This window comes from Pseudomonas sp. MYb541 (genome assembly GCF_037479595.1).
In the GTDB taxonomy this organism is placed as follows: Bacteria; Pseudomonadota; Gammaproteobacteria; order Pseudomonadales; family Pseudomonadaceae; genus Aquipseudomonas; species Aquipseudomonas canadensis.
Map to the genome: position 1 here is coordinate 123,426 of NZ_JBBGYS010000007.1, position 25,089 is coordinate 148,514.

Consider the following 25,089-nt stretch of genomic DNA (forward strand, 5'->3'; position numbering starts at 1 on the left):
TGGGGAATGTCAGCGTCAAAACCAAACTCGGCGTGGGCTTCGGCCTGGTATTGCTGCTCACGTTGATGATCACCTTCACCGGCTGGACCGGCCTAGGCGACGTGATCAGTCGCGGTGACAAACTGGGCTATATCTCCAGCCTCAACGGCCTGACCAAGGACTTGCGCCTGGCGCGCCTGGACTTCGAAATGCGGCGCGGCGAACAAGGCACCGACGCGGTCAATAGCCTGATCGCCAAGCTGGACAGTGGCCTCAAAACCGCCGCCGACCTGATCGAGCAACCCGGCGACAAGGCCCTTGTGGAACAGCAACAAGACGCCTTGAACCAATACAAAAAGGCCTTTGCCGCCATGGTCCAGGCCGGGCTCAAACGCGAAGGTGCGCGCAGCAAACTGGGCGACACCGCCGACAACGCCGTGGCGAAGGTCAGCGAGGTCGAGAAAAGCCTGCTGCAAGGTGACAGCGTCACGCAGTTCAACAGCGTGGTCGACCTGAGCAAACTGATTCAGCAAGCGCGCTTCCAAGTGCGCGGCTATACCTACAGCGCCAAAGTCGAGGCTGAACAACCGGCCCTCGACGCCATTGATAACGCGGTGAAGAAAATCACCGAGCTGGAAGGCCAACTGCCCGCGCAGTACCAGGCCAATCTGCAGGAGGCCAGCACCTCGTTGCAAGCCTACCGCGCGGCCGTCAGCCAGTACCGTGACTCCCAGACCGCTGCCGCCGAGGCGTTGAAAATCATGAGCGCCCAGGGCGACATCCTGCAAGCTCACAGCGAAAAACTCACCACCTCGCAAACGGTGGTGCGCGACACCGACGCCGCGCAGGCCAAACAACTCTTGCTGCTGGCGACCGTGCTGGCGCTGATCTTCGGCCTGGTGGCCGCCTGGGCGATCACGCGCCAGATCGTCATCCCGCTGAACCAGACCCTCAAGGTGGCCGAGCGCGTCGCCTCCGGCGACCTGAGCCACAACCTGACCTCCACACGCCAGGACGAACTGGGCCAACTGCAACGGGCCATGCAAAGCATGACCGTCGGCCTGCGCGAGCTGATAGGCGGTATCAGCGACGGCGTCACTCAGATCGCCAGCGCTGCCGAGCAATTGTCGGCCGTGACCGAACAGACCAGCGCCGGGGTCAATAGCCAGAAGGTCGAGACCGACCAGGTCGCCACCGCCATGAACGAAATGGCCGCCACTGTGCAGGAAGTCGCGCGCAACGCCGAGGAAGCCTCTGAAGCCGCCGTAGCGGCTGACCAACAGGCCCGAGAAGGCGACAAGGTCGTCGGCGAAGCCATCGCCCAGATCGAACGCCTGGCCACCGAGGTGGGTAACTCCACGGTCGCCATGGGCGACCTGAAGCGCGAAAGCGACAAGATCGGCAGCGTGCTCGATGTGATCAAGTCCGTAGCCCAGCAAACCAACTTGCTGGCCCTCAACGCCGCGATTGAAGCTGCGCGCGCCGGGGAAGCCGGGCGTGGCTTCGCCGTGGTGGCGGACGAGGTGCGTAGCCTGGCCCAACGCACGCAGAAGTCCACCGAAGAGATCGAAGAGCTGATCGTCGGCCTGCAAAGCGGCACCCAGCAAGTAGCGACCATCATGGACAACAGCCGCGGCCTGACCGACAGCAGCGTCGAACTGACCCGTCGTGCCGGCAGCGCCCTGGCGAACATCACCCGCACGGTCTCGACCATCCAGGCGATGAACTCGCAGATCGCCACCGCCGCCGAGCAGCAAAGCGCGGTGGCTGAAGAGATCAACCGCAGCGTGTTGAACGTGCGTGATGTGTCGGAGCAGACCTCGTCAGCCAGTGAAGAAACCGCCGCGTCCAGTGCAGAACTGGCCCGCCTGGGGATTTATCTGCAAACGCTGGTGGGCCGCTTCCGGATCTGAGCCACACTTGATGAAACGTCCTACGTAGTGATCAGCCCAGCATTGTGCCGAATCGAATTAGCGTTTCATTAGTTGCGAAACGCTTCTTCAGATTCGGAGGTCACCATGTTTTCTCGGCTGACCCGCTTGCTGGTCAATGCCAGCGTCCGCCTCAAGCCCGCACAGGAACAGGCTATAAGACCTGACGCAGGAAGGCCTGGGCCCGTGGGTCCTTCGGCGCATCGAAGAACGCGGCCGGGGCAGCGTCTTCCAACAGTTTGCCATGGTCGAAGAACAGCACCCGGTCAGCCACTTCACGGGCAAAGCCCATTTCGTGGGTGACGCAGACCATGGTCATGCCTTCCAGGGCCAGGGTCTTCATCACGTCCAGCACTTCGCCGACCATTTCCGGGTCCAGCGCCGAGGTCGGCTCGTCGAACAGCATGACCTTGGGGTCCATCGCCAGAGCCCGGGCAATCGCGACGCGCTGCTGCTGCCCACCGGACAAGCGTGATGGAAACTCGTTGGCCTTCTGCGCAATTCCGACCTTTTCCAGCAACGCCAGGGCCTTGGCCTCGCGTTCCTTCTTGCTGCGCTTGCGCACGACTTTTTGCGCCAGGCACAGGTTTTCCAGCACCGTCATGTGGGGGAACAGGTTGAAATGCTGGAACACCATACCGACTTCGCGGCGATAGGCGTTCACGTCGGTTTTTGGATCAGCCAGTTGCAGGCCGTCGATGCTCACCGAACCCGAGTCGAATTCTTCCAGGCCATTGAGGCAGCGCAGGAAGGTGGACTTGCCGGAGCCGGACGGGCCAATCACCACCAGCACTTCGCCTTTGGCCACCTGAGTGCTCACGTTGTCGACCGCACGGACCACATGGCCACGGGTATCGAAGACTTTTACCAGATCGCGGACTTCAATCACTTTGCGCGAGCCTCCGCTCAAGCCGGCTGGCCATTTTCGACAGCGGCAGGTTGATCAGCAGGTACAGGCCTGCGACACAGAACAGAATTTCAAACGGCGAGAACGAGGTGGTGATCACTTCGCGGCCGCTTTTGAGCAGTTCGGTAATCGCAATCACCGAGACCAGCGAAGTGTCTTTTACCAGGCTGATAAATTGCCCGGCCAATGGCGGCAACACGCGCTTGAATGCTTGCGGCAGTACCACATGGCGCATCGACTGGCTCGCGCTCAGGCCCAAGGACCGCGCAGCTTCATTCTGGCCGCGGGTGATGGACTGCACACCAGCGCGCACGATTTCCGCTACATAGGCGCCGGTAAACAGCGAAAGCGCGGCGATCCCAGCAAATTCCCGGGACAGGTTGAGCACCGTGCCGATAAAGAAATAGAAAATGAAGATCTGCACCAATAGCGGCGTACCGCGCACCAGCTCGACGTAGATCGTCGACAGATCTCGCAAGGTCGGGTTGCTGGACAACCGGCACAAGCCAGTCGCCAAACCGATCGCCAGGCCCAGGATGCCCGACACCACCGACAGCCACAACGTGGTCCACAACCCCCACATCAGCGGGCCCAGCGCCCAATGGCGGGTCACGCCCACCACGTCGCCTTCGGCCACATCGTCGCCACGCGCCACTTGCAGGCTGTTGTCGGCAACGGTCAGCTTCTGCTCGGCGCCTGCGTCGTTGCGCAGGGTCACTTCGGCGACATCGCCTTTGCGTACCAACTCGACAACGGTGGAGATATCAGCGGCGCGCTGGGACGTTTCAGCCTGGTAGGCGAAGTACTGCGGCACGCGGTTCCAGCGCCACTCGTAGGACATCAACGAGGTGGCGTAGTACAAGGCGCCAGCCAGACCGACCAGCACGACCACCGTCAGCAGGTGCCAGGGCCATTGGGCTTTTTTCTGTTTCATTACTCAACATCCAAAAAAGTCTAAGGCAAGCCCGCTCACTACAAACCAGCCTTATTCCATGTCCTTGAGCCACTCGGAGCTCTTGAACCACTTGTCATGGATGCGATCGTAGGTGCCGTCGTTACGGATCTGGTGCAGGAAGTTGTTGATGAAGTTGATGCTGTCGTAGTCGCCTTTTTTCAGGCCGAACGCCAGGGGTTCGAAGGTGAAGGGTTCTTCGAGGTATACCAGCTTGCCGTTACCGACTTTCTTCTCGGCAACCACGTTGTACGGCGCGTCATACACAAAGGCATCGGCCTTGCCGTTGACCACGTCCAGCACGCCTTCCTGCTCGTTGTCGTAGCCGTGGTACTTGGCCTTGGAGATCAGCTTCTTTGCGACCATCTCACCGGTGGTGCCGAGCTTGGAGGTCAGGCGGTATTTCTCGTCGTTCAGGTCTTTGTAGGACTTGATTGTGCCTTCCAGTTCCTTGCGGATCAGCAGGGTCTGGCCGACCACGATGAAGGGTTCGCTGAAGTTCAGGCGCAGGTTGCGTTCCTGGGTCAGGGTCATGCCGCTGCCGATCATGTCGAACTTGTTGGTCAGCAGCGCCGGGATGATGCCGTCGTAGCCGGTGGAGATCGGTTCGAACTTGACGCCCATGGACTTGGCCATGGCCTTGAGGATGTCCACTTCGAAACCGATGATTTCGCCGCGCTTGTTGGTCATCTGGAACGGCATGTAGGTCGGGTCCATGCCGACTTTCAGCGTACCGCGCTTGACCGCATCATCGATGGCGCCGGCCTGGGCCGCATTGACCGCGACCAGCGCGGTGACGCCTAGCAGCAGCATCGAAAGATACTTTTTCATCATCAAGTCCCCTGAACGATTCTTATAAGGTCGGCGCGCAAACGGGCTGCACCATTTCGGGGTGCGATCCTAACCCACTCGTCTGCTGTCACAAAGGTTTCACGGCTATTTGTTATCGGCGTATGTCGGAAAAGCCCCACAACAGGACAGCAAAGGGCAGGCGTAGACACGTGCAGGGGCGATCGAAGCAACGGTTTGATGTGTAAGCAGTTATGACTTTCAGTCGATCTCTGCCAGCCAGGCGGTGTCTTTAAACCACTTATCGTGAAGATGATCGTAGGTGCCGTCCTGGGCAATCTGGTTGAGGAAATGGTTGATCCAATTGAGGCTGTCGAAATCACCCTTTTTCAAGCCAAACGCCAGGGGTTCAAACGTGAAAGGTTGCTCAAGCGCCAGTAGGGTGCCGTTCTCCGCGCGACTCAGGGCGATCAGGTTGTAGGGCGCGTCATGAATAAAAGCATCGGCCTTGCCTTGTACCACTTGGCGTACCCCTTCCTCCGGTGTTGAGAAACTGCTGACTCGGGCCGCCCCTAGAAACCGTCGCGCGGCCGCCTCGCCGGTAGTGCCTTCGGTAGCGGCGATCCGGTAGCTGGCGTCATCCAGGTCTTCCACACTGCTGACCTTGCCCGCCAGGCGTGGGTGCAACAACGCGGACTGGCCGACCACAATGAACGAGTCGCTGAAGTTCAGCTTGAGGTTGCGCTCTTGGGTGATGGTCATACCGCTGCCGATCAGGTCGAACTTCTTCGCCTGCAACCCCGCTACCAGTTCGGTGTAAGGCACCGCGACCAGCTCAAGCTCCACACCCAGCGCTTGGCTCATGACGTTGAGCAGGTCGATTTCAAAGCCGACGATGCGGCCCTGTTTGTCGGTCATTTCGAAGGGCACGTAGGTGGGCGTAGTGCCGACCTTCAGTACGCCGCGTCGAACGGCGTCGTCAATCGCGCCGGCCTGTGCCAACCCCGTGTGAATCAATGCAGCAGCGCTTAGCAGCAGTGCCAAACAATAGCCTTTGCTCATAAATACCCCTGTGGCAAGTCCAAATCCGGGGCGATGCTAACTCAGTCACAGGCACAGCAATACGCCTCGAACAAGGGTCTTTTGTTTCGAAAAAACAAGGGCTTGGCGTAAGGGAGGAGGAAGGGGGAAACGCTGTAGGACCAGCGCGTCGAACACCCCCGAGGAGAACCCTCGGGGGCGTCTGAATCAGGCCGGTTGGGCCTGGGACGACAACGGTTGCAGCGGCAGCAACGGCGCGTGCGGATCAGCCTTGATCGAGTCACGCCAGGCGGCGAGCCACTCGGCATGGCCTTCGCTCCAGACGTGCTCATGCAGGCGCGCCAGGGCGACCGGGTCGCTCAGCAGGGCCAGGCGTTCGCCGTTGTTGAGGCCAGCGGGGCCGACTTTCAACGCATGACGCACACGTTCGGTACGCAGGTACTCGATCGGCTCGGCCTCACGGTGACGCGACGTCGCCAGGGCACAGGCAAGGGCGTTCTGCTGTGGGTCGACCACCGAACGCACGAAGCCGTCGTTCAGCGCGTGCCAACGGTTTTCGTGGGTGTACAACTCGGTCGACAGCAAGGCCTGTGGCGGATTGTATTCCTCGGGGATCAGGAACAGGCTCTCGTCGCGGGACTTGAGGCCCAGCCCGACACGGCTGGAGATCACCGAGACCGGGATCGACAGCATCAGCGAACCCACGATCGGCACCAACCACCACAGGAAGCTCGGGTTCAACCACACTACCAACAGGGCCCACAGGAAGCCCAGCACGGTTTGCGGACCGTGGCGCTTGACCGCTTCGCTCCATGGGGTGGAGTCGTCGTCACGCTGCGGTGAGTTCCAGGTTGCGGCCCAGCCGAGGAACGCGGCGAGCACGAAACGGGTGTGGAAAATCATCCGCACCGGCGCCAGCAGCATGGAGAACAGCATCTCCAGCAGCATCGACAAGGTCACCTTGAACTTGCCGCCGAACTCTTTCGCGCCCTTGGCCCAGATCAGGATGATGCTCAGCAGTTTCGGCAGGAACAGCAGCACGATGGTGGTAGAGAACAGCGCCACCGCCTTGTCCGGATGCCATTGCGGCCACAGCGGGTACAACTGGCGTGGTGCCATGAAGTACTGCGGCTCCATCAGGGTATTCACCGCCAGCAACGCCGTGGACAGCACCAGGAACAGGAACCACAACGGCGCCGACAGGTAGGACATCACACCGGTCAGGAACACCGCACGGTGCACCGGGTGCATGCCCTTGACCAGGAACAGGCGGAAGTTCATCAGGTTACCGTGGCACCAACGACGGTCACGCTTGAGTTCGTCCAACAGGTTCGGCGGCAGCTCTTCGTAGCTGCCCGGCAGGTCGTAGGCAATCCACACGCCCCAGCCGGCACGGCGCATCAGCGCAGCTTCAACGAAGTCGTGGGACAGAATGGAACCGGCGAACGCGCCTTTGCCCGGCAACGGCGCCAGGGCGCAGTGCTCGATGAACGGCTTCATGCGGATGATTGCGTTGTGACCCCAGTAGTGGGATTCACCCAGCTGCCAGAAGTGCAGGCCGGCGGTGAACAGCGGGCCATACACGCGGGTAGCGAACTGCTGCATGCGCGCATACAGGGTGTCCATGCCCGACGCACGCGGCGCGGTCTGGATGATCCCTGCATCCGGCGTGGCTTCCATCAAACGTACCAGGCTGGTCAGGCATTCGCCGCTCATCACGCTGTCCGCGTCGAGCACAACCATGTACTTGTAGTCACCGCCCCAGCGACGGCAGAAGTCGTCGAGGTTGCCGCTCTTGCGCTTTACGCGACGGCGGCGACGGCGATAGAAGATCTTGCCGAAACCACCGGCCTCGCGGCACACGTCGAGCCAGGCTTGCTGTTCGGCGATGCAGATATCGGCATCATTACTGTCGCTGAGCACGAAGAAATCGAAGCGATCCAGATCACCCGTGGCGGCGACCGACTCGAACGTGGCACGCAAACCGGCAAATACCCGAGGCACGTCTTCGTTGCAGATCGGCATCACCAACGCGGTACGGGCATCTTTCGGAATCGGCTCGTCACCGGCACTTTTACCGGAGATGCGGTATTTATCGTGGCCGGTCAGCAGTTCCAGGAAGCCCATCAACGCGGTCCAGAAACCGGCTGACACCCAGCAGAACAAGATCCCGAACATAATCAGGATGCTGGTTTGCAGGGCGTAAGGCAGTACCTGGGTAGCAGTTTGCAGCAGGGTCTGGTTACGGATTTCGTCGAAGTCGACCAGCGACCAACCCTGGTACGGCATGATGCCTTTCATGTACCAACCGGCAACGATGGTCTGGCCGAGCATCAGCACCAGCAGGATGTAACGACGGATCGAACCGACCGTACGCCAGCGCGCAGCCGGCAATACACGCTCATCCTTCGGCGGCGCCGGAGGATTGCTGCGCCCGGTGATACGGCGCCAGCCGCGCACCAGGATATTGGTGCGCCACGGCTCCGGCACCACGCGGGTACGACGGATCGGCGGCGTGGCCTTCAAGCACACGCGACCGGCGGCGTCGACCGCCAGCATTTCGGCGTCTTGCAGCTCTTCGGCGGTGTTGAGGGTCAACCGGCGGCCAACCGACGCCTGGGCGGCATCGACCGGCGCATCGAAGGTCGACGACGACAAGCGTTCGTGCAACTCGGTGAAGGATGTGCAACCCGCCAGTTCGGCGCGCTGCTCAGCGGTCATCGGTAGATGCGCCAGATACTCCTGCAGAGTTTCTGGCTGGACTTGAGAATTACTCATCGGCAGGCAACTGGTAGCTCCAGGTTTCGGTCAGGACTTGTTCGGTCTTGATCGGCTCCGGTGTGGCTGGGGCAGCTTCTGGCTGCTTGGCTTCCTTGTCTTTCGCGTCTTTCTTGGCCTGTTTCTCGTGCTGCTTGGCCAGGACCTTGTCAGCCTTGAGCACGTGGCTGGAATCCTGCTCAGGAGCCGGCGGCGGAACGTCCTGCACCAGCGCAGCGCGCATTTCGGTCGGCTTGCCTGCGTCCTTGATCTTCATGCGCAGGGTCAGGCGCCAGCCTTTCGTGTGTTCGTTGTAGCGCACACTGTTTTCAACCAGTTCGGCGTTGTCGCTGACGCTCACTTGGCTGCGCACCGGGGCATCCGACGGCAGGGCCTTGAGGGATGGGCCCTCGAAGTCCACCAGGTAGGCCACGCTGCCGTCAGGCTGGCGGATCAGGTTGGATTGCTTCACGTCACCGGTAGAACGTAGGGTTTGCTTGACCCACGCGCTGTCGCTCGGGTGCAGGGACTTTTCGTCCATGGTCCAGTGCAGGCGGTAGGAAACATCCAGTGGCTTGCCGACTTCAGGCAGCTCGGCCGGGCTCCAGAACGCAACGATGTTGTCGTTGGTTTCGTCGGCGGTTGGGATTTCCACCAGGTTGACGGTGCCTTTGCCCCAGTCGCCCTCAGGCTCGATCCAGGCGCTTGGGCGCTTGTCGTAGTTGTCGTCGAGGTCTTCGTAGTGGCTGAAGTCGCGACCGCGTTGCAGCAGGCCGAAACCTTTCGGGTTCTCTACGGTGAAGTTGCTGACCGACAGGTGTTTCGGGTTGTTCAGTGGGCGCCAGATCCACTCGCCGTTGCCGGCATGGATCGACAGACCGCTGGAGTCGTGCAGTTCACGACGGTAGTTCAGCACTTTGGAAGGCTGGTTCGCGCCGAACAGGTACATGCTGGTCAACGGGGCAACGCCCAGCTTGCTGACCTTGTCACGCAGGAACATCTGGGATTTCACGTCGACAATGGTGTCGGTGCCCGGACGCAGGATCAGGCGATAAGCGCCAGTAGCCCGCGGGGAATCCAGCAAGGCAAAGATCACCAATTGTTTCTCACCCGGCTTTGGACGCTCGATCCAGAACTCGGTGAACCGCGGGAACTCTTCCCCGGACGGCAATGCGGTGTCGATCGCCATGCCACGGGCAGACAGGCCATACGCCTGGCCCTTGCCGACCACGCGGAAGTAGCTCGCGCCCAGCATGGTCATGATTTCGTCTTGCTTGTCGGCCTTGTTGATCGGGTACAGCACACGGAAGCCGGCATAACCCAGCTGTTCGGTGGCTTTAGGATCAAACTTCACGTCGCCAAAATCGAAGCGCGTCGGGTCGTATTTGATTTCCTGGACGCTGTCGGCGGTGACTTCGTTGATTTTCACCGGTGTATCGAAGTGCATACCCTGGTGATAGAAGGACAGCTTGAACGGGGTGTTCTGATCGGCCCACTCGGCTTTTTCGTTGCGGAAACGAATCTTCTGGTAGTCCGCGAACTTCATTTCACGGAATTCGTTCGGCAGATTGCTGCGCGGAGCTTCGTATTTCTGCCCGGCCAGCTCTTTTGCCTTGGCCGACACATCATCCAGACTGAATGCCCACAGTTGACCCGCGCCGAACAGGCAAAACAGGGCGGAGCCCGTCACCAGTGCGTTTCGTAACCGTTTGGCAGACAATTTTGGTGCATTACAGGGACTAACAATCACGAGCAACCCTCGCCGAAAACAGATCAAAAAACCAACGGCCAGCTATCTATATGCCAGGTTGGCGAGCATTGTTCCGACTCCCCTGGGGCGAAATGATTCCCCATTGGCGATCGGACAAGTCTCTACTTAAGTCAAAAATGGACCAAACAACGCTGATCCCCGTAGCGCGCGATTATCTAGTAGCCCGCGATACAACGCATCAGGGATAACGAAGTATTTGTAGCGAAACCCTGCGTTTTTAGGCATTAAAAGTCGTTTTTAATACATTCACGTCTGCAAGAGGAAGGTCACAGGGCCATCATTGACCAAATGCACCTGCATATCGGCGCCAAAACGCCCTGACGCCACCTTGCCATGCAATTGTTGCGCTTGTAACAGCAAGTGATCAAAAAGCGCTGCTCCCAGGGCCGGCGGGGCCGCTGTGGAGAAGCTCGGCCGCAGCCCGCTCTTGGTATCGGCCGCCAGGGTGAACTGCGACACCAGCAGCAAACCGCCGTCGATATCCTTCAATGACAGGTTCATCTTGCCTTCGTCGTCACTGAACACCCGATAGTTCAACAGCTTGTGTAACAGCTTATCGGCACTCTCCGGCGTATCCGTAGGCTCGACGGCCACCAGCACCAGCAAACCCTGGTCGATGGCGCCGACGATTTCGCCCGCCACCTCGACGCGGGCGCCGCGCACCCGTTGCAGCAGGCCCTTCATGCTTCTTCAGGCGGCAGGTCGAGCAAGCGACGTGCCATTTCACTGGTCGCACGCACCAAGGCATCGGTGATGCCGGGTTCGGACGCCGCATGGCCGGCCTCGCGAATCACCTGCAACTCACTGTTGGGCCACGCCTGGTGCAACTCCCAAGCGTTATCCAAAGGGCAAATCATATCGTAGCGCCCGTGGATGATTACGCCAGGCAGATGGGCGATCTTGTGCATATCGCGGATCAGCTGGTTAGGCTCCAGAAACGAGTTGTTGGTGAAGTAGTGGCACTCGATCCGCGCGATGGACAGGGCGCGTTGCGGCTCGGAAAACCGCTCCACATGCTGTGGGCTCGGGCACAGGCCGAGCATGCGCCCTTCCCAGCCGGACCAGGCTTTGGCCGCGTGCATCTGGGCGATCTGATCGTTGCCGGTGAGGCGCTTGTGGTAGGCCGCGATCATGTCGTGGCGCTCTTCCGGCGGGATCGGCGCGAGGTAGTCCTGCCAGTAATCAGGGAACAGGCGGCTTGCCCCTTCCTGATAGAACCAGTGAATGTCCTGCGGACGTGCCAGGAAAATGCCGCGCACAATCAGGCCGAGCACCCGCTCCGGATGGGTTTGCGCGTAGGCCAGGGCCAGGGTCGAGCCCCAGGAGCCGCCGAACAGTACCCACTTGTCGATGCCCAGGTGCTCGCGGATGCGCTCTAGGTCGGCGACCAGGTCCCAGGTGGTGTTGTTTTCCAGGCTGGCGCGCGGGGTGGAGCGCCCGCAACCACGCTGGTCGAAAGTAACGATGCGGTACAGGTTCGGATCGAAATAGCAGCGGCTCTGGGCATCACAACCGGCACCAGGGCCACCATGGATGAAGACAACGGGCAAACCTTCGGGGGAGCCACTTTCGTCGACGTACAGCGTGTGGGTGTCATCGACAGCCAGATCGTGCCGGGCGTGGGGTTTGATCTGCGGGAACCAAGTCTGCATTGCGCGCTCCGTAAGGGGTCGGGTTCATCCCTGGGGGGACGTCTTTTATTTTGCCGTCTGGCACTATAAACCCGAATTGTGCAATGAGCATGTCCTAGAGCACTTAGACCTGTGTCAGCCCTTCGCCCCCTAGGTAATCCAGCAGGTAATCGTAGAGCCGGTCCACTTCCGGCACCTGCCGCCGCGCCCGCAGGCAGCCGTGCACCAGGCCTTTGCCGGGATACAGCACGGTGGCTACGCCCGCCGCTTGCAGGCGTTCAGCGTAAAGCATGCCGTCGTCGCGCAGCGGGTCGAACTGGGCCACGGCGATGAACGCCTTGGGCAAACCGCTGAAGTCTGCGGCCAGCAGCGGCATGGCGTAGGGCGACGGTTTGCCGCTGCCCTGCAGGTACAGCGCCAAGTAGCAGTCGGTGTCGGCGCTGCTGAGCAGGGGCGCGTCCATGCAGTCACCCCGCGATGGCAGGTCGGAGGGGCCGCCCAACCCCGGATAGATCAAGACCTGGGCTCGCGGCAACGGTTGCCCGTCGTCACGCAATCCCGTACACAATGCTGCCGCCAGGTTGCCGCCCGCACTGTCGCCCATGACCACCAAACGCTGCACGTCGATGGCATAGGGCGCCTGCCCCGCCTGGATTGCCTGCCACACGGCACGACAATCCTCGTAGGCGGCCGGGAACGGGTGTTCAGGCGCCAGCCGATAATCAATGGCGATCACCAAGACTTGCAAGGCCGTGGCCAGTTCGAAGCAGATGAAATCGTGGGAATCCAGGTCGCCGACCACCCAGCCGCCGCCGTGCATATAAAGGAGGCATGGCCAGCCGTCAGGAGGCATCGGCGCGGCCGGCAGATAACTGCGCACGCCTACGCCGGCCAAGGCGAAGTCCTCGACCTGCAAGCTTTCTGGTTTCGGCGGGGTAAACGCCTGGCACATGCGGTCGTAATTTTGACGTAAGCCTGCCAGCGAAGAGTCGTCGCTGGTGAAGGACTCCGTCTTCTCCACGAACGCTGCCAACTCAGGCGAAATAGGGTATCGACTCATTTCAAACTCGCCTGGACCGCCGTGGCACCGTCGCTGCCATCAAACGCCTTGACCCCAGCCAGCCAGCGCTGCAAATCCTCGGGATGGTAACGCAACCATTGCTTGGCCACATCCTGCGGCGACTTTCGCTCCATGATCGGCACCATCAACTGGCTTTCCTGGGCGGCGGTGAAGGTGAGGTTCTCCAACAAGCGATTGGCGTTGGGGCAGCGCTCGGCAAAATCCGGCGCGGTGACGGTGGAGACGGTGGCGCGGCCTTCGTCGGGGCCGAACACGTCTTCACTGCCGGTGAGGTACGCCATCTTCATATTGATGTTCATCGGGTGCGGGGTCCAACCGACGAACACTACAAACTCCTTGCGATTCACCGCCCGCTGCACCGCCGCCAGCATTCCGGCTTCACCGGAAGCCACCAGCTTGAAGCCGCCGAGGCCAAAGTGGTTGGTGTCGATCATTTTCTGGATATCGGTATTGGCGCCGCTGCCTGGCTCGATCCCATAGATCTTGCCGCCCAGCTTGTCCTTGAAGCGGGCGATGTCGGCGAAAGTCTTCAAGCCTGCGTCGGCCACGTATTGCGGCACGGCCAGTGTGGCCTGGGCGTCGGCGAGGCTGGGCGTATCGAACACCTTGACCTGCTTGGCCGCCAGGAACGGCGCGATGTTGTTGTCCATCGCCGGCTTCCAGTAACCGAGGAAAATATCCAGGCGCTTGTCGCGGATGCCGGCAAAGATGATCTGCTGCACGGCGCTGGTCTGTTTGCTGTCGTAGCCGAGGCCATTGAGCAACACGTCGGCCATACCGGAGGTGGCGACCACGTCAGTCCAGCTGACCACGCCCATGCGGATGTTCTTGCAGGAGGCCGGCTCAGCGGCCATGGCGTGTGCACTGAACAGTGCGGCGCCGATAAGGCTCAACAAGGTTTTTTGCATGGGGGGTGGTCTCACTTGGCTGTTGTTATTCCACAACCTTAACCAGTGGAGCCTGAGTCAACACGAACTGGGGCGACGGGCAGTTGCACTGGGGCGACTGTGCGGCCGTCATCGCGGGCAAGCCCGCTCCCACATTTTGACCGTGTGAACCCGGTTCATTGTGGGAGCTGGCTTGCCTGCGATAACTATTTCAGCCGTAACGCTGTTGCCCCCAGGCTAACAACCCGTCGAGCAATTGCTTGAGCACCACCCGCGTCGGCTCGGCCAGATCCGGTCGATAACGGAACGGTTCGAACTCTTCCATATAGGCGCTCTGGCACAACTCCAGCTGCACCGCATGGATATCCTGCGCCGGGTCACCGTAATGCCGGGTGATATGGCCGCCCTTGAAACGCCCGTTCAGCACATGGGTGTACTGCGGATGCGCCGCGCAAATGGCCTCCAGTTGGCTGGCCAGCTCCGGATCACAGGCGGCGCCATTGAAAGTGCCGAGGTTGAAGTCCGGCAGCTTGCCTTCGAACAGGTGCGGGATGACCGAACGGATCGAGTGCGCATCGAACAGCAAGGCGTAGCCGAACTCGGCCTTGAGCCGTGCCAGCTCTTCCTGCAGCGTGCGGTGATACGGGCCCCAGACCTTTTGCAGGTAGCTGGCACGTTCGGTCTCGCTGGGTTCCAGGCCTTCCTGGAACAACGGCACGCCGTCGAACAGCGTGGCCGGGTACAGGCCGGTGGTGGCGCCCGCGTACAGCGGCTTGTCGTCGGAGGGACGGTTAAGGTCGATGACGAAGCGCGAGTACTCGGCCGCCAAGGTGCTGGCGCCCAGTTCTTCGGCAAAGTCATACAATGCGGGGATGTGCCAGTCGGTGTCCGGCAGGCTTTGCGCCTCGGGGATCAACCCCGCCTCGACAGCAGGCGTCAGGCGCAGACCGGCGTGGGGCATGCTGATCAGCAGCGGCACACGGCCTTGTTTGAAGTTCAGAACCTTATCCACGAACAGCACTCCTCAAACAGTGACGTCGACGCCATGGCGTACGACGCGTTTATCCAACTCGCCGCCCAGCCAATAGGCCAGGTCGGCGGGACGATCGATCTGCCAGGCGACGAAGTCCGCCACCTTGCCGACTTCCAGGGAGCCGTGGGTGTCGCCCATGCCCAACGCAGTGGCGGCATGTTGCGTGGCGCCGGCCAGGGCTTCTTCCGGGGTCATGCGGAACAGAGTGCAGGCCATGTTCAGCATCAGGCGCACCGACAGCGCTGGCGAGGTGCCGGGGTTGAGGTCGCTGGCGATGGCGATCTTCACGCCGTGCTTGCGCAGGGCGTCCATCGGCGGCAACTGGGTTTCGCGCAGGAAGTAGAACGCGCCCGGCAGCAAGACCGCGACGGTGCCGGAAGCGGCCATGGCGATGGCGTCTTCTTCAGTCATGAACTCCAGGTGGTCCGCCGACAGCGCCTGGTAACGCGCGGCGAGGCTGGAGCCGTGCAGCGACGAGAGTTGCTCGGCATGCAGCTTCACCGGCAGGCCGAGTTGCTGGGCAACTTTGAACACGCGCTCCACCTGCTCGGTGGAAAACGCCAGGTATTCACAAAACGCATCCACCGCGTCCACCAGCCCTTCCGCCGCCAAGGCTGGCAGCATTTCGGCGCAGATGTGCTCGATGTAGTCGTCGGCGCGGTCCTTGTATTCCGGCGGCAACGCGTGGGCCGCCAGGCACGTGGCGCGCACGCTGACCGGCAGTGCTTCACCGAGACGACGGGCTACGCGCAGCATTTTGCGTTCATTGGCCAGGTCCAGGCCGTAGCCGGACTTGATCTCTACGGTGGTCACGCCGTCCCGTAGCAGACTGCGCAGGCGCTTTTCAGCGCTGGCAAACAGTTCATCTTCCGTCGCCGCACGGGTGGCACGCACAGTGCTGGCAATACCGCCGCCCTTGGCCGCGATCTCGGCGTAGCTCACGCCTTCGAGGCGTTGCTCGAACTCGCCGCTGCGGTTACCGCCAAACACCGTATGGGTGTGGCAGTCGATCAGGCCGGGGGTCACCCACGCGCCTTGCAGGTCATGCACCTGGGCGTAATCCGCCGTGGGTGCCTGGCTGCGGGGGCCGATCCACTCGATGAGCGAACCGACGGTCACCATGGCGGCATCCTCGATGATCGAGTATTTGCCCTGTGCCATGGTTGCGACGTGACAGTGTTGCCAAAGCGTTTTCATCAACGCCTCCCTAGATTAACGATGAGACAAAGCCGGATCGTAATGGACCTTGGCCGCTTGCCCGGCAGCGGGCTTGACCCACAGCAGGTAAGCCACCACCAGCAGCACGATCCACACAGCACCGACCAGCAAAGCGGCCTGGGTGTCCGGGAAGTAACCCAGCACGCCAAACACGAACAGCATGAATACAATGGCGGCCGCCGGCGCATAGGGCCAGAACGGCACGGGGAATTTCAGTTCGGCCACCTGCTCTTTAGTCATCGAACGGCGCATGGCGACCTGGGTGAACAGGATCATCAGCCACACCCACACGGTGGCGAAGGTGGCAATCGAGGCGATCAGCAGGAACACGTTTTCCGGGATCAGGTAGTTGAGCACTACGCCGCCGAGCAGCGCTGCGCCCATCACCAGCACGGTCATCCACGGCACGCCGTGCTTGGACAATTGCGCGAAGCCCTTGGGCGCCTGCCCTTGCTGGGCCAAGCCGTACATCATGCGGCCAGCGCCGAAGATGTCGCTGTTGATGGCCGAAACGGCCGCCGAGATCACCACGATATTGAGAATGGTCGCCGCCGAGCCGATGCCCAAGTTGCTAAAGATCTGCACAAACGGGCTGCCTTGGCTGCCGATCTGCGGCCATGGATAGATGGCCATCAGCACAAACAAAGTCAGTACGTAGAACAGCAGGATACGCAGCGGCACCGCGTTGATCGCCTTGGGGATCACGCGTTGCGGGTCCTTGGCTTCGCCGGCGGTGATGCCAATGATTTCGATGCCGCCAAAGGCAAACATCACCACTGCGAACGAGGCGATCAGGCCGCCGACGCCATTAGGCATGAAGCCGCCGTGGGCCCACAGGTTGCTAAGGCCGCTGGCCTGGGTTTCACCGGCAGAATGAATACCGAACAGCATGATGCCGAAACCGCCGAGGATCATCGCCACGATGGCGCCTACCTTGAGCAGCGACAGCCAGAACTCCATTTCGCCAAACACTTTGACGTTGCACAGGTTCAGGCCGCCGATCAAAAACACAATGCCGAGCACCCAGACCCAACGCGCGACTTCGGGAAACCAGAAGCCCATGTAGATACCGAAGGCGGTCACATCAGCCAGGCAGACGATGATCATTTCAAACGCGTAGGTCCACCCGAGGATAAACCCGGCCATGGGGCCCAGGTAGGTGCTGGCGTACTGGCCAAAAGAACCAGCCACCGGGTTGTGCACAGCCATTTCGCCGAGGGCACGCATCACCATGAACACGGCGGCGCCGCCGATCAGGTAGGCCAGCAGCACGGCGGGGCCGGCCATCTGGATGGCGGAGGCAGAGCCATAGAACAGCCCGGTGCCGATCGCAGAACCGAGTGCCATGAAGCGAATATGTCGGGCGCTGAGCCCGCGTTTCAAACCTTTCTCTTGCTGGTGCATTTCTCTTCCCTAGTTATTTTTATCCCGAGAAAAATCCGAATCTGTCACCTGACAACTGTAGTGAGCGGGCTTGCCCCGCGCTGGGCTGCGAAGCGGCCCTGAAGTTGCCACCGCATTTCTTCAGGCGGAACGCGGCGGCAGGTTTTGGGGCTGCTGCGCAGCCCAGCGCGGGGCAAGCCCGCTCACTACAGAATGTTGCGGTTACAGGCTCGGCAGCAACTTGGCCGGCACCAGCTCATTCAGGCAGCGGCTGGCCAACAGCTCGCTGGCGGCGTTGATGTCCGGTGCGAAGAAACGGTCCTTCTCATAGAACGCCACTTTGTCACGCAGAATCCCACGTGCCTTTTCAAGCGCAGGCGAAGTTTTCAGGCCGTCGCGCAGGTCCAGGCCCTGGCACGCGGCCAGCCATTCCACGGCGAGAACGCCACGGGTGTTTTCAGCCATTTCCCACAGGCGCTTGCCCGCAGCCGGGGCCATGGACACATGGTCTTCCTGGTTGGCCGAGGTCGGCAGGCTGTCGACACTATGGGGATGGGCCAGCGCCTTGTTTTCGCTGGCGAGCGCGGCGGCGGTCACTTGGGCGATCATGAAGCCGGAGTTCACGCCACCATTGCCCACCAGGAACGGCGGCAGTTGCGACATGTGCTTATCCATCATCAGCGAGATGCGGCGCTCGCTGAGGGAACCGATTTCAGCGATGGCCAGCGCCATGTTGTCGGCGGCCATGGCCACCGGTTCGGCGTGGAAGTTACCACCGGAAATCACGTCACCTTCGGCGGCAAAGACCAGCGGGTTATCCGACACGGCGTTGGCCTCTACCACCAGCACCTCGGCGGCCTGGCGGAACTGGGTCAGGCACGCGCCCATGACTTGCGGCTGGCAACGCAGGGAGTATGGGTCCTGCACCTTGTCGCAGTTCTGGTGCGACTGGGACACCTGACTGCTTTCACCCAGCAGGTGACGATAGGCCGCTGCCGAATCGATCTGCCCACGCTGGCCGCGTGCGGCATGAATGCGTGCGTCGAAGGGTGAGCGCGAACCCAGCACCGCTTCCACGGTGAGTGCGCCACACGCCAGGGCGCCGGCGAACAGGTCTTCACCTTCGAACAGGCCACGCAGGGCGTACGCGCTGGACACCTGGGTGCCGTTGAGCAGCGCCAGGCCTTCTTTGGCTGCGAGGGTCAACGGCGTGAGGCCGGCGACCTTCAGCGCTTCGGTGGCTTCCAGCCATTCGCCCTTGTAGCGTGCCTTGCCTTCGCCCAGCAGCACCAACGACATGTGCGCCAAGGGCGCCAGGTCGCCGGAGGCACCGACCGAGCCCTTCAACGGAATATGCGGGTACACCTCGGCGTTGATCAGCGCGATCAGCGCGTCGATCACCTGGCGGCGGATCCCGGAGAACCCACGACTGAGGCTGTTGACCTTGAGCACCATGACCAGCCGCACCAGCGCATCGCTGATCGGCTCACCTACACCGGCAGCATGGGACAGCACCAGGGAACGCTGGAGGTTTTCCAGGTCTTCGCTGGCGATGCGGGTCGAGGCCAACAGGCCGAAACCGGTGTTGATGCCATAGGCGGTGCGGTTCTCGGCGAGAATCTGCTCCACGCAGGCGACACTGGCTTCGATCTGCGCCGTGGCGCTGTCATCCAGACTGAGGGTTACCGGCTGCTGGTAGATGGCTCGCAGTTGGGCAAGGCTCAGTTGGCCTGGAATCAGGTTTAGCGCAGTCACATTCATACTCCTTTTGAATTGTTCTTTTGAATAAGTCTTCAGTGGAAATTCGGTAAGTCGGTGTCTTTGAGCAGCTGGGCGGTGGCCGCAATGTCCGGCGCCAGCCAGCGATCCTGCTCGTAGGCCGGCACTACTTCACGCAGCAAGCGCCAGGCGCGGCCGGTGCCGGCGCCAAAGCGTTGTTCTTTGAGAAACTCGAACGCCTGGGCCGCCAGCAAGTACTCGATGGCGAGGATCTGCGTCACGTTGGCCAACACCTGGTGCAGCTTGAGCGCGGCATTGGTGCCCATGCTCAGGTGGTCTTCCTGCAGGCCCGAGGTGACGAAGTTGTCGAGCACCGCCGGTTGCGCCAACTGGCGGTTTTGCCCACACAGCGAGGCGGCGACGTACTGCACGATCATCATCCCGGAGTTGACCCCGGGGTTGCTCACCAGGAACGCCGGCAAGCCGCTGACGTGCGGGTTGATCAGGCGATCCAGGCGACGTTCGGCCACCGAGCCGATTTCGGCCATGGCAATCGCGAGCATGTCCGCCGCCAATGCCACGGATTGTCCGTGGGGGTTGGCCTGGGACACTACGCGGTAATTGTCTGGCGTACCGAGTACCAGCGGGTTATCGGTGGCGCTGTTGAGTTCGGTCTCGATCTGGCGGGTGGCGTGTTCTACCTGGTCGCGAGCCGCGCCATGGATCTGCGGGATCGAGCGAATGCTTAACGCATCCTGTGTGCGAATGCCCTTGCTGCTGGCGATCACTTCGCTGCCATCAAGCAGGGCGCGCAGGTTGATACCCACTTGCTGCATGCCGGGGTGCGGCTTGAGGGCGATGATCTCTTCGTCAAACGCGTCGATCTGGCCGCGCTGGGCTTCGAAACTCATGGCTCCAATCACGTCGGCCCATTGCAGCAGGTGATGCGCATCGGCCAGGGCCAGGCAGCTCAGGCCGGTCATGCACGGCGTGCCGTTGACCAGGCACAGCCCGTCCTTGGCGCCGAGCACTACCGGGTGCAAACCTTCAGCGCTTAAGGCCTCTTGAGCCGGAACGATGCGGCCTCGGTAACTCACATTGCCCACGCCCAACAAGGCCACGCCCACATGGGCCATATGGGTCAGGTAACCCACCGAACCCTGGGACGGCACTTGCGGTGTGATGCCGTGGTTGAGCAGCGCCAGCAACGAATGCACCACCTGCGGATGCAGGCCGGATTTGCCGTGGCTGTAGTTGATGATCGCCGCGCAGATGATCGCGCGGGTCTGCTCGTCGCTCAGCGCCGGGCCGACGCCGCAGGCATGGCTCAGCAAGGTGTTGCGCGACAGTTGGCTGAGTTGTTCGCCCTTGAGCGACACATTGCACAGCGCACCCAGGCCGGTGTTCACGCCATACGCGCGCTCACCGCTGGTGACGATGCGTTGCACGATGGCCTGGGCATTGTCGATGCGCGCCCAGGCCTGGCCCGAGAGTTCAAGCACCGCGCCGTGGCGGGCCACGGCGACAACGTCCTGCCAGCGCAGCGGGGCGTTGGCGATGATGATTTTTGTTGGCTGGGACATCTTCATACCTTCTTCAATTCTTGTGCAGCCTTGCCGGCCTCATCGCGGGCAAGCCCGGCTCCCACATTTGAGCTGTGTGAACTCGATCAAATGTGGGAGCTGGCTTGTCGAATCGTCGCACCGCTGCGATAGCGCCAGCCGGTTCACCACATAATCCGGGTCAGACCACCGCCGCCCGCCGCTGAACAAACCGATCCACATATTCATCCGCCGGCGAATGCAGGATCTCCCGAGGGGTGCCGACTTGGATCAGCTTGCCATCCTTGAGGATCGCAATGCGGTTGCCGATGCGCACGGCCTCGTCGAGGTCGTGGGTGATGAACACGATGGTTTTGTGCAGGGTCTTTTGCAGCTCCAGCAACTGGTCCTGCATCTCGGCGCGGATCAGTGGGTCGAGAGCACTGAAAGCCTCGTCCATCAGGATGATGTCGGTGTCCGCCGCCAAGGCACGGGCCAGGCCGACGCGCTGGCGCATGCCACCGGAGAGCTGGTGCGGGTATTTGTTTTCGTAGCCCTTGAGGCCCACGGTTTCGATCCAGTGCAGGGCGCGTTCGGCGCAGACCTGCTTGGTTTCGCCACGTACCTTCAGGCCGTAGGCGACGTTGTCGAGCACGCTCTTGTGGGGCAGCAGGCCGAAGCTCTGGAACACCATGCTGATCTTGTGCCGACGGAATTGGCGCAGGGCTTCCATGTCCAGTTGCAGGATGTCTTCGCCGTCCACCAGGATCGCACCGCTGGTGGGGTCGATCAGGCGGTTGAAGTGACGCACCAACGTGGACTTGCCAGAACCCGACAGGCCCATGATCACGAAGATCTCGCCGGTGCCGATGCTCAGGGACAAGTCGTTCACGCCGACCACGCAGCCGGTCTCGGCCAGCACCTGGTCCTTGGTCTTGCCCTGGCCGATCAGCGACAGCGCGTCCTTGGAGCGCGCGCCGAAGATCTTGAAGACGTTTTTAACTTCGATTTTGCTGACAGTAGTCATTTGCTCGCCTCATGCCGTGGACGACCATAGGCCTGGGTAATGCGGTCGATGACCACTGCGAGAATCACGATCGCCAGTCCGGCTTCGAGGCCACGGCCGACGTTGAGGGTCTGGATGCCGACGAGGACGTCTTCACCCAAGCCACGGGCGCCGATCATCGAGGCGATCACCACCATCGACAGCGCCATCATGGTGGTCTGGTTGATACCGGCCATGATGCTCGGCAACGCCAGCGGCAGTTGCACGCCGAACAGTTGCTGCCAGCGGTTGGCACCAAAGGCGTTGATGGCTTCCATGACTTCGCCGTCGACCTGGCGAATGCCTAGGTCAGTGAGACGGATCAGCGGTGGCGCGGCGTAGATCACCGTGGCGAAAATCGCCGGTACCTTGCCCAGGCCGAACAGCATCAGCACCGGAATCAGGTACACGAAGCTCGGCATGGTCTGCATGATGTCGAGCAGCGGCATCAGCACCGAACGCAGGCGATTACTGCGTGCGGACAGAATGCCCAGCGGAATACCGATCAGCACCGAGATCACCGTGGCGACCATCATCAAGGCCAGGGTCTGCATCAGCTTGTCCCACAGGCCAACCGCGCCTACCAGGAACAGCAAACCGACGATCACCGCCGTGGTCACCACCTTGCGGGTGGCATGCCAGGCGACGCCGCCGACGATGGCCAGCATCAGCCACCAGGGCGCTGCGCGCAGCAACCCTTCCAGGTTGACGATGGCCCATAGCAGGGTGTCGGAAATGTGTCGGAACACATCGCCGTAGTTGGTGACCAGTGAATCCACCCAACCGTTGACCCAGTCGGCGATGGAAAACGTAAAACTCTCAGGAAACATATCGTGCTCTCGATCCAGTGGGTTGTGGCTGGGCGTCCGGTTGCCGGTGAAGGCAACCGGAAACGCTCAACCTACAAGGCCGCGTCGATTTTCTTGGCTGCGTCGTCGCTCACCCATGCGTGCCAGACTTCAGGATGTTCCTTGAGGAAGATTTTCGCCAGTTTTGGCGACTCAATTCGCTCCTTGGCCATGCGACCCAGGTTCTGGTTCAGCAGGTCGATCGGCAGGTTGACCTTTTCCAGCACGGCCACCAGTTCCGGGGCTTGTTCGTGGAAGGTCTTGGACAGGCCGACCTTGATGCTCACGCTTTTATCCACACCGGGCTTCTCTTCCAGCTTGACCAGGTCGACCTGGCCCATCAGCGGGGTTGGCGACCAGTAGTAGAACAGGATCGGCTCGCCACGCTTGTAGCTCGACAGCACCGCCGCATCCAGCGCCGGGCCGGTGCCTGGGCGGAAGTTGGTGTAGGCATTTTCCAGGCCGTAGCTTTTCAGCATTTCGCTGTTGTCCAGCTCACAGGTCCAGCCAGCCGGGCAGTTGTAGAAACGGCCCTTGGAGGGCTCTTCCTGGTCCTTGAACACCGCGGCGTACTTGGCCAGGTCAGCGATATTTTTCAGGTCGGGTGCCTTGGCTTCCAGCTTGCGTTTGGCATCGCCTTCGATCACATAACGCGGCACGTACCAGCCTTCGATGGCACCCACCACCGGGGCGCCGACACCGACGACTTTGCCGGCCTTCTCGGCCTTGTTCCAGACTTCGCTGCGGCCGACCCACTCTTCGGCAAACACTTGGATGTCGTTGCTGCTCAGGGCGTTTTCCATGGTGATGGAGTTGCCCGGCAGGCTGTCGGTTTTGCAGTCGTAGCCTTTTTCCAGCACGGTTTGCAGGATGTCGGTGAGCAGCATGCCGCTTTCCCAGTTCAGGCCTGCGAATTTCACCGGCTTGCCGGATTCGCACCAGCCAGCTGCCTGGGCGCCGACGCTCGCCAGCAAGCCCGCAGAGAACAGTGTGGCCATCAGGGTCTTATGCATTTTCATTGTTGTGACGCTCCCAATCTTGAAATGGATTACGGCAGTCAGTAGGCATCCTGCCCTGTCCACGTCCCATCAGGCTTGTGCAGCCAGCCCGTTTGTTCTTGGTATAGCGCCCTGCTCTGTTGGCAGGATCAGTCGATCGGGCACCGTGCCGTGCCATTTTTTCGCACACAGGTAGTACAGCGCTGCCGGCAGGACCAGACCGATGATCCAGGAAATGTCGACATCACCCAGCGCAGCTACCAAAGGGCCGGTGTAGAACTTGGTGGAGATGAACGGCAATTGCACCAACACGCCGAAGACGTACACGCTGATCCCCAGCAGGTTCCAGCGACCGTAGCGACCGTTCGGATCGGCCAGCGCCGGCACGTCATAGCGGTCGCGGGTGATGCAGTAGTAATCCACCAGGTTGATCGCGCTCCAGGGCGTGAAGAACGCCAGCAGGAACAGGATGAAAGACTTGAACGCGCCGAGGAACGAATGCTGGCCGAGCAAGGCGATCAAAGTCGCGGTGCCGACAATCACCAGCACGAACACCAGGCGTTGCAAGCGCGTGACCTCCAGGCGGCCACGGAAGCCGCTGATGATGGTCGCGATGCACATGAAGCTGCCGTAGGAGTTGAGCGTAGAGATGGTGACCTTGCCGAACGCGATGCTGAAATACAGCAGCGCGGCGGTAGCCCCCGTGCCACTCAAGCCCACGATGTAGGCTACTTCGTGACCGGCGAATTGCCCGTTGGACATGGCCGCGGCAAACACGCCGAGGACCATCGCCACCTGGGCGCCAATCACCGAACCTGCGCCAGCGGCGAGGAAGGTTTTCACCGACGAGGTGTTGCTCGGCAAGTAACGTGAGTAGTCCGCCACGTACGGGCCGAAAGCGATCTGCCAAGAGGCCGCGAGCGACACCGCCAGCAGGAAGCTGCTCCAGCTGAAGTGGCGGATCTGCAGGAGTGCGCCAACGTCGGTCTGGCTCATCAAGCGGCTGAACAGGTAGACAAAGGCGATCACGCCAATGACGCTGGCGACACGACCGATGAAGTGGATCACCCGATAACCGAGCACCGTGACCAGCACGATGACACTGGCGAAGATCAGGATGCCGACGCTATCGCTGACCCCGAACAACTGGCCCAGCGCCTGACCGGACAATACCGTGCCGGTGGCGGTGAAGCCGAGGTACATCAGGCACACCAGCACGATAGGAATGGCCGCGCCATACACCCCGAACTGCACCCGGCTGGAGATCATCTGCGGCAGGCCCAGCTTGGGCCCTTGCGCCGCATGCAACGCCATGACGCCGCCGCCCAACAGTTGGCCGATAAACAGGCCGATCAACGACCAGAACACATCACCGCCCAGCACCACGGCCAGGGCCCCGGTGACAATCGCGGTGATCTGCAGGTTGGCCCCCATCCACAGGGTGAACTGGCTCAATAGACGACCGTGTCTTTCCGCTTCCGGGATGTAGTCGATCGAACGCCTTTCGATCAACGGGGTGGTGTCATTTGCAGCCATGTCGGTTCAACCTCTGATGGATTGTTCATAAAGCCTGTGTAA

Annotated in this window: 20 protein-coding genes and 1 pseudogene; 2 read left to right on the forward strand and 19 right to left on the reverse strand. The window is 61.3% G+C overall.

The genetic code is table 11. The features are described 5' to 3' along the window. Positions 1-65: 65 nt before the first annotated feature. Positions 66-1,034 (forward strand): annotated as a pseudogene (locus WH299_RS29615) (methyl-accepting chemotaxis protein); the annotation flags it as partial. 144 nt (positions 1,035-1,178) lie between these two features. Then, positions 1,179-1,892 (forward strand): methyl-accepting chemotaxis protein, encoded by a 714-nt coding sequence (locus tag WH299_RS29620; RefSeq protein WP_371923933.1) that lies wholly within the window; start codon positions 1,179-1,181, stop codon positions 1,890-1,892. A gap of 172 nt (positions 1,893-2,064) precedes the next feature. Here the strand turns inward: WH299_RS29620 and WH299_RS06635 are convergent, their stop codons facing one another. The 19 genes from WH299_RS06635 to WH299_RS06725 form a co-directional block, all read right to left on the reverse strand. Further along, positions 2,065-2,799 (reverse strand): amino acid ABC transporter ATP-binding protein, encoded by a 735-nt coding sequence (locus WH299_RS06635; RefSeq protein WP_122730440.1) that lies wholly within the window; start codon positions 2,797-2,799, stop codon positions 2,065-2,067. Then, positions 2,792-3,751, reverse strand: a complete 960-nt coding sequence (locus WH299_RS06640) for an amino acid ABC transporter permease (RefSeq protein ID WP_028615398.1) — start codon at positions 3,749-3,751, stop codon at positions 2,792-2,794. Before WH299_RS06640 ends, WH299_RS06635 begins: the two co-directional genes overlap by 8 nt. A 51-nt stretch (positions 3,752-3,802) precedes the next feature. Then, entirely contained in the window at positions 3,803-4,600 is a 798-nt protein-coding gene (locus WH299_RS06645) for a transporter substrate-binding domain-containing protein (protein WP_025999974.1), read from the reverse strand. A 219-nt stretch (positions 4,601-4,819) separates the two neighbouring features. Beyond that, a complete protein-coding gene (locus WH299_RS06650) occupies positions 4,820-5,620 on the reverse strand; it encodes a transporter substrate-binding domain-containing protein (protein ID WP_122730439.1) in 801 nt (266 codons plus the stop codon). 186 nt (positions 5,621-5,806) lie between these two features. Then, complete coding sequence (gene mdoH, locus WH299_RS06655) at positions 5,807-8,377, reverse strand: glucans biosynthesis glucosyltransferase MdoH (RefSeq protein ID WP_123475228.1); 2,571 nt, start codon at positions 8,375-8,377, stop codon at positions 5,807-5,809. Continuing rightward, positions 8,370-10,106, reverse strand: coding sequence for a glucan biosynthesis protein G (locus WH299_RS06660; RefSeq protein WP_028615395.1), 1,737 nt, complete (start codon positions 10,104-10,106; stop codon positions 8,370-8,372). Before WH299_RS06660 ends, mdoH begins: the two co-directional genes overlap by 8 nt. Positions 10,107-10,373: 267 nt before the next feature. Continuing rightward, complete coding sequence (gene dtd, locus WH299_RS06665; RefSeq protein ID WP_339549899.1) at positions 10,374-10,811, reverse strand: D-aminoacyl-tRNA deacylase; 438 nt, start codon at positions 10,809-10,811, stop codon at positions 10,374-10,376. Then, on the reverse strand, positions 10,808-11,779 hold the full coding sequence (gene pip / locus WH299_RS06670) for a prolyl aminopeptidase (protein ID WP_123475232.1): 972 nt from the start codon (positions 11,777-11,779) through the stop codon (positions 10,808-10,810). Before pip ends, dtd begins: the two co-directional genes overlap by 4 nt. A 103-nt stretch (positions 11,780-11,882) precedes the next feature. Further along, the gene (locus tag WH299_RS06675) at positions 11,883-12,818 is read right to left on the reverse strand and encodes an alpha/beta hydrolase (RefSeq protein WP_339549900.1); all 936 of its coding nucleotides are present in this window, start codon (positions 12,816-12,818) and stop codon (positions 11,883-11,885) included. Continuing rightward, positions 12,815-13,747: a choline ABC transporter substrate-binding protein gene (locus WH299_RS06680; protein WP_339549901.1), complete on the reverse strand. Its 933-nt coding sequence runs from the start codon at positions 13,745-13,747 to the stop codon at positions 12,815-12,817. The genes WH299_RS06675 and WH299_RS06680 overlap by 4 nt, the downstream gene beginning before the upstream one ends. 190 nt (positions 13,748-13,937) lie before the next feature. After that, positions 13,938-14,738, reverse strand: a complete 801-nt coding sequence (gene hutG / locus WH299_RS06685) for an N-formylglutamate deformylase (RefSeq protein ID WP_122730426.1) — start codon at positions 14,736-14,738, stop codon at positions 13,938-13,940. Between the two features lie 12 nt (positions 14,739-14,750). Next, positions 14,751-15,956 (reverse strand): imidazolonepropionase, encoded by a 1,206-nt coding sequence (gene hutI / locus WH299_RS06690; RefSeq protein ID WP_126569682.1) that lies wholly within the window; start codon positions 15,954-15,956, stop codon positions 14,751-14,753. Positions 15,957-15,971: 15 nt separating this feature from the next. Next, positions 15,972-17,381, reverse strand: coding sequence for an amino acid permease (locus WH299_RS06695; protein ID WP_028615389.1), 1,410 nt, complete (start codon positions 17,379-17,381; stop codon positions 15,972-15,974). Positions 17,382-17,582: 201 nt separating this feature from the next. Next, a complete protein-coding gene (gene hutH, locus WH299_RS06700; protein ID WP_339549902.1) occupies positions 17,583-19,121 on the reverse strand; it encodes a histidine ammonia-lyase in 1,539 nt (512 codons plus the stop codon). Positions 19,122-19,153: 32 nt separating this feature from the next. Then, entirely contained in the window at positions 19,154-20,662 is a 1,509-nt protein-coding gene (gene hutH, locus WH299_RS06705; RefSeq protein ID WP_126569683.1) for a histidine ammonia-lyase, read from the reverse strand. Positions 20,663-20,822: 160 nt separating this feature from the next. Beyond that, on the reverse strand, positions 20,823-21,647 hold the full coding sequence (locus WH299_RS06710; RefSeq protein ID WP_050572407.1) for a quaternary amine ABC transporter ATP-binding protein: 825 nt from the start codon (positions 21,645-21,647) through the stop codon (positions 20,823-20,825). Continuing rightward, positions 21,644-22,495 (reverse strand): ABC transporter permease, encoded by an 852-nt coding sequence (locus WH299_RS06715; protein WP_028615386.1) that lies wholly within the window; start codon positions 22,493-22,495, stop codon positions 21,644-21,646. Before WH299_RS06715 ends, WH299_RS06710 begins: the two co-directional genes overlap by 4 nt. 71 nt (positions 22,496-22,566) lie before the next feature. Next, on the reverse strand, positions 22,567-23,532 hold the full coding sequence (locus WH299_RS06720) for an ABC transporter substrate-binding protein (protein WP_122730418.1): 966 nt from the start codon (positions 23,530-23,532) through the stop codon (positions 22,567-22,569). A 69-nt stretch (positions 23,533-23,601) separates the two neighbouring features. Continuing rightward, a complete protein-coding gene (locus WH299_RS06725) occupies positions 23,602-25,047 on the reverse strand; it encodes a purine-cytosine permease family protein (protein WP_068933863.1) in 1,446 nt (481 codons plus the stop codon). Positions 25,048-25,089: the final 42 nt, after the last annotated feature.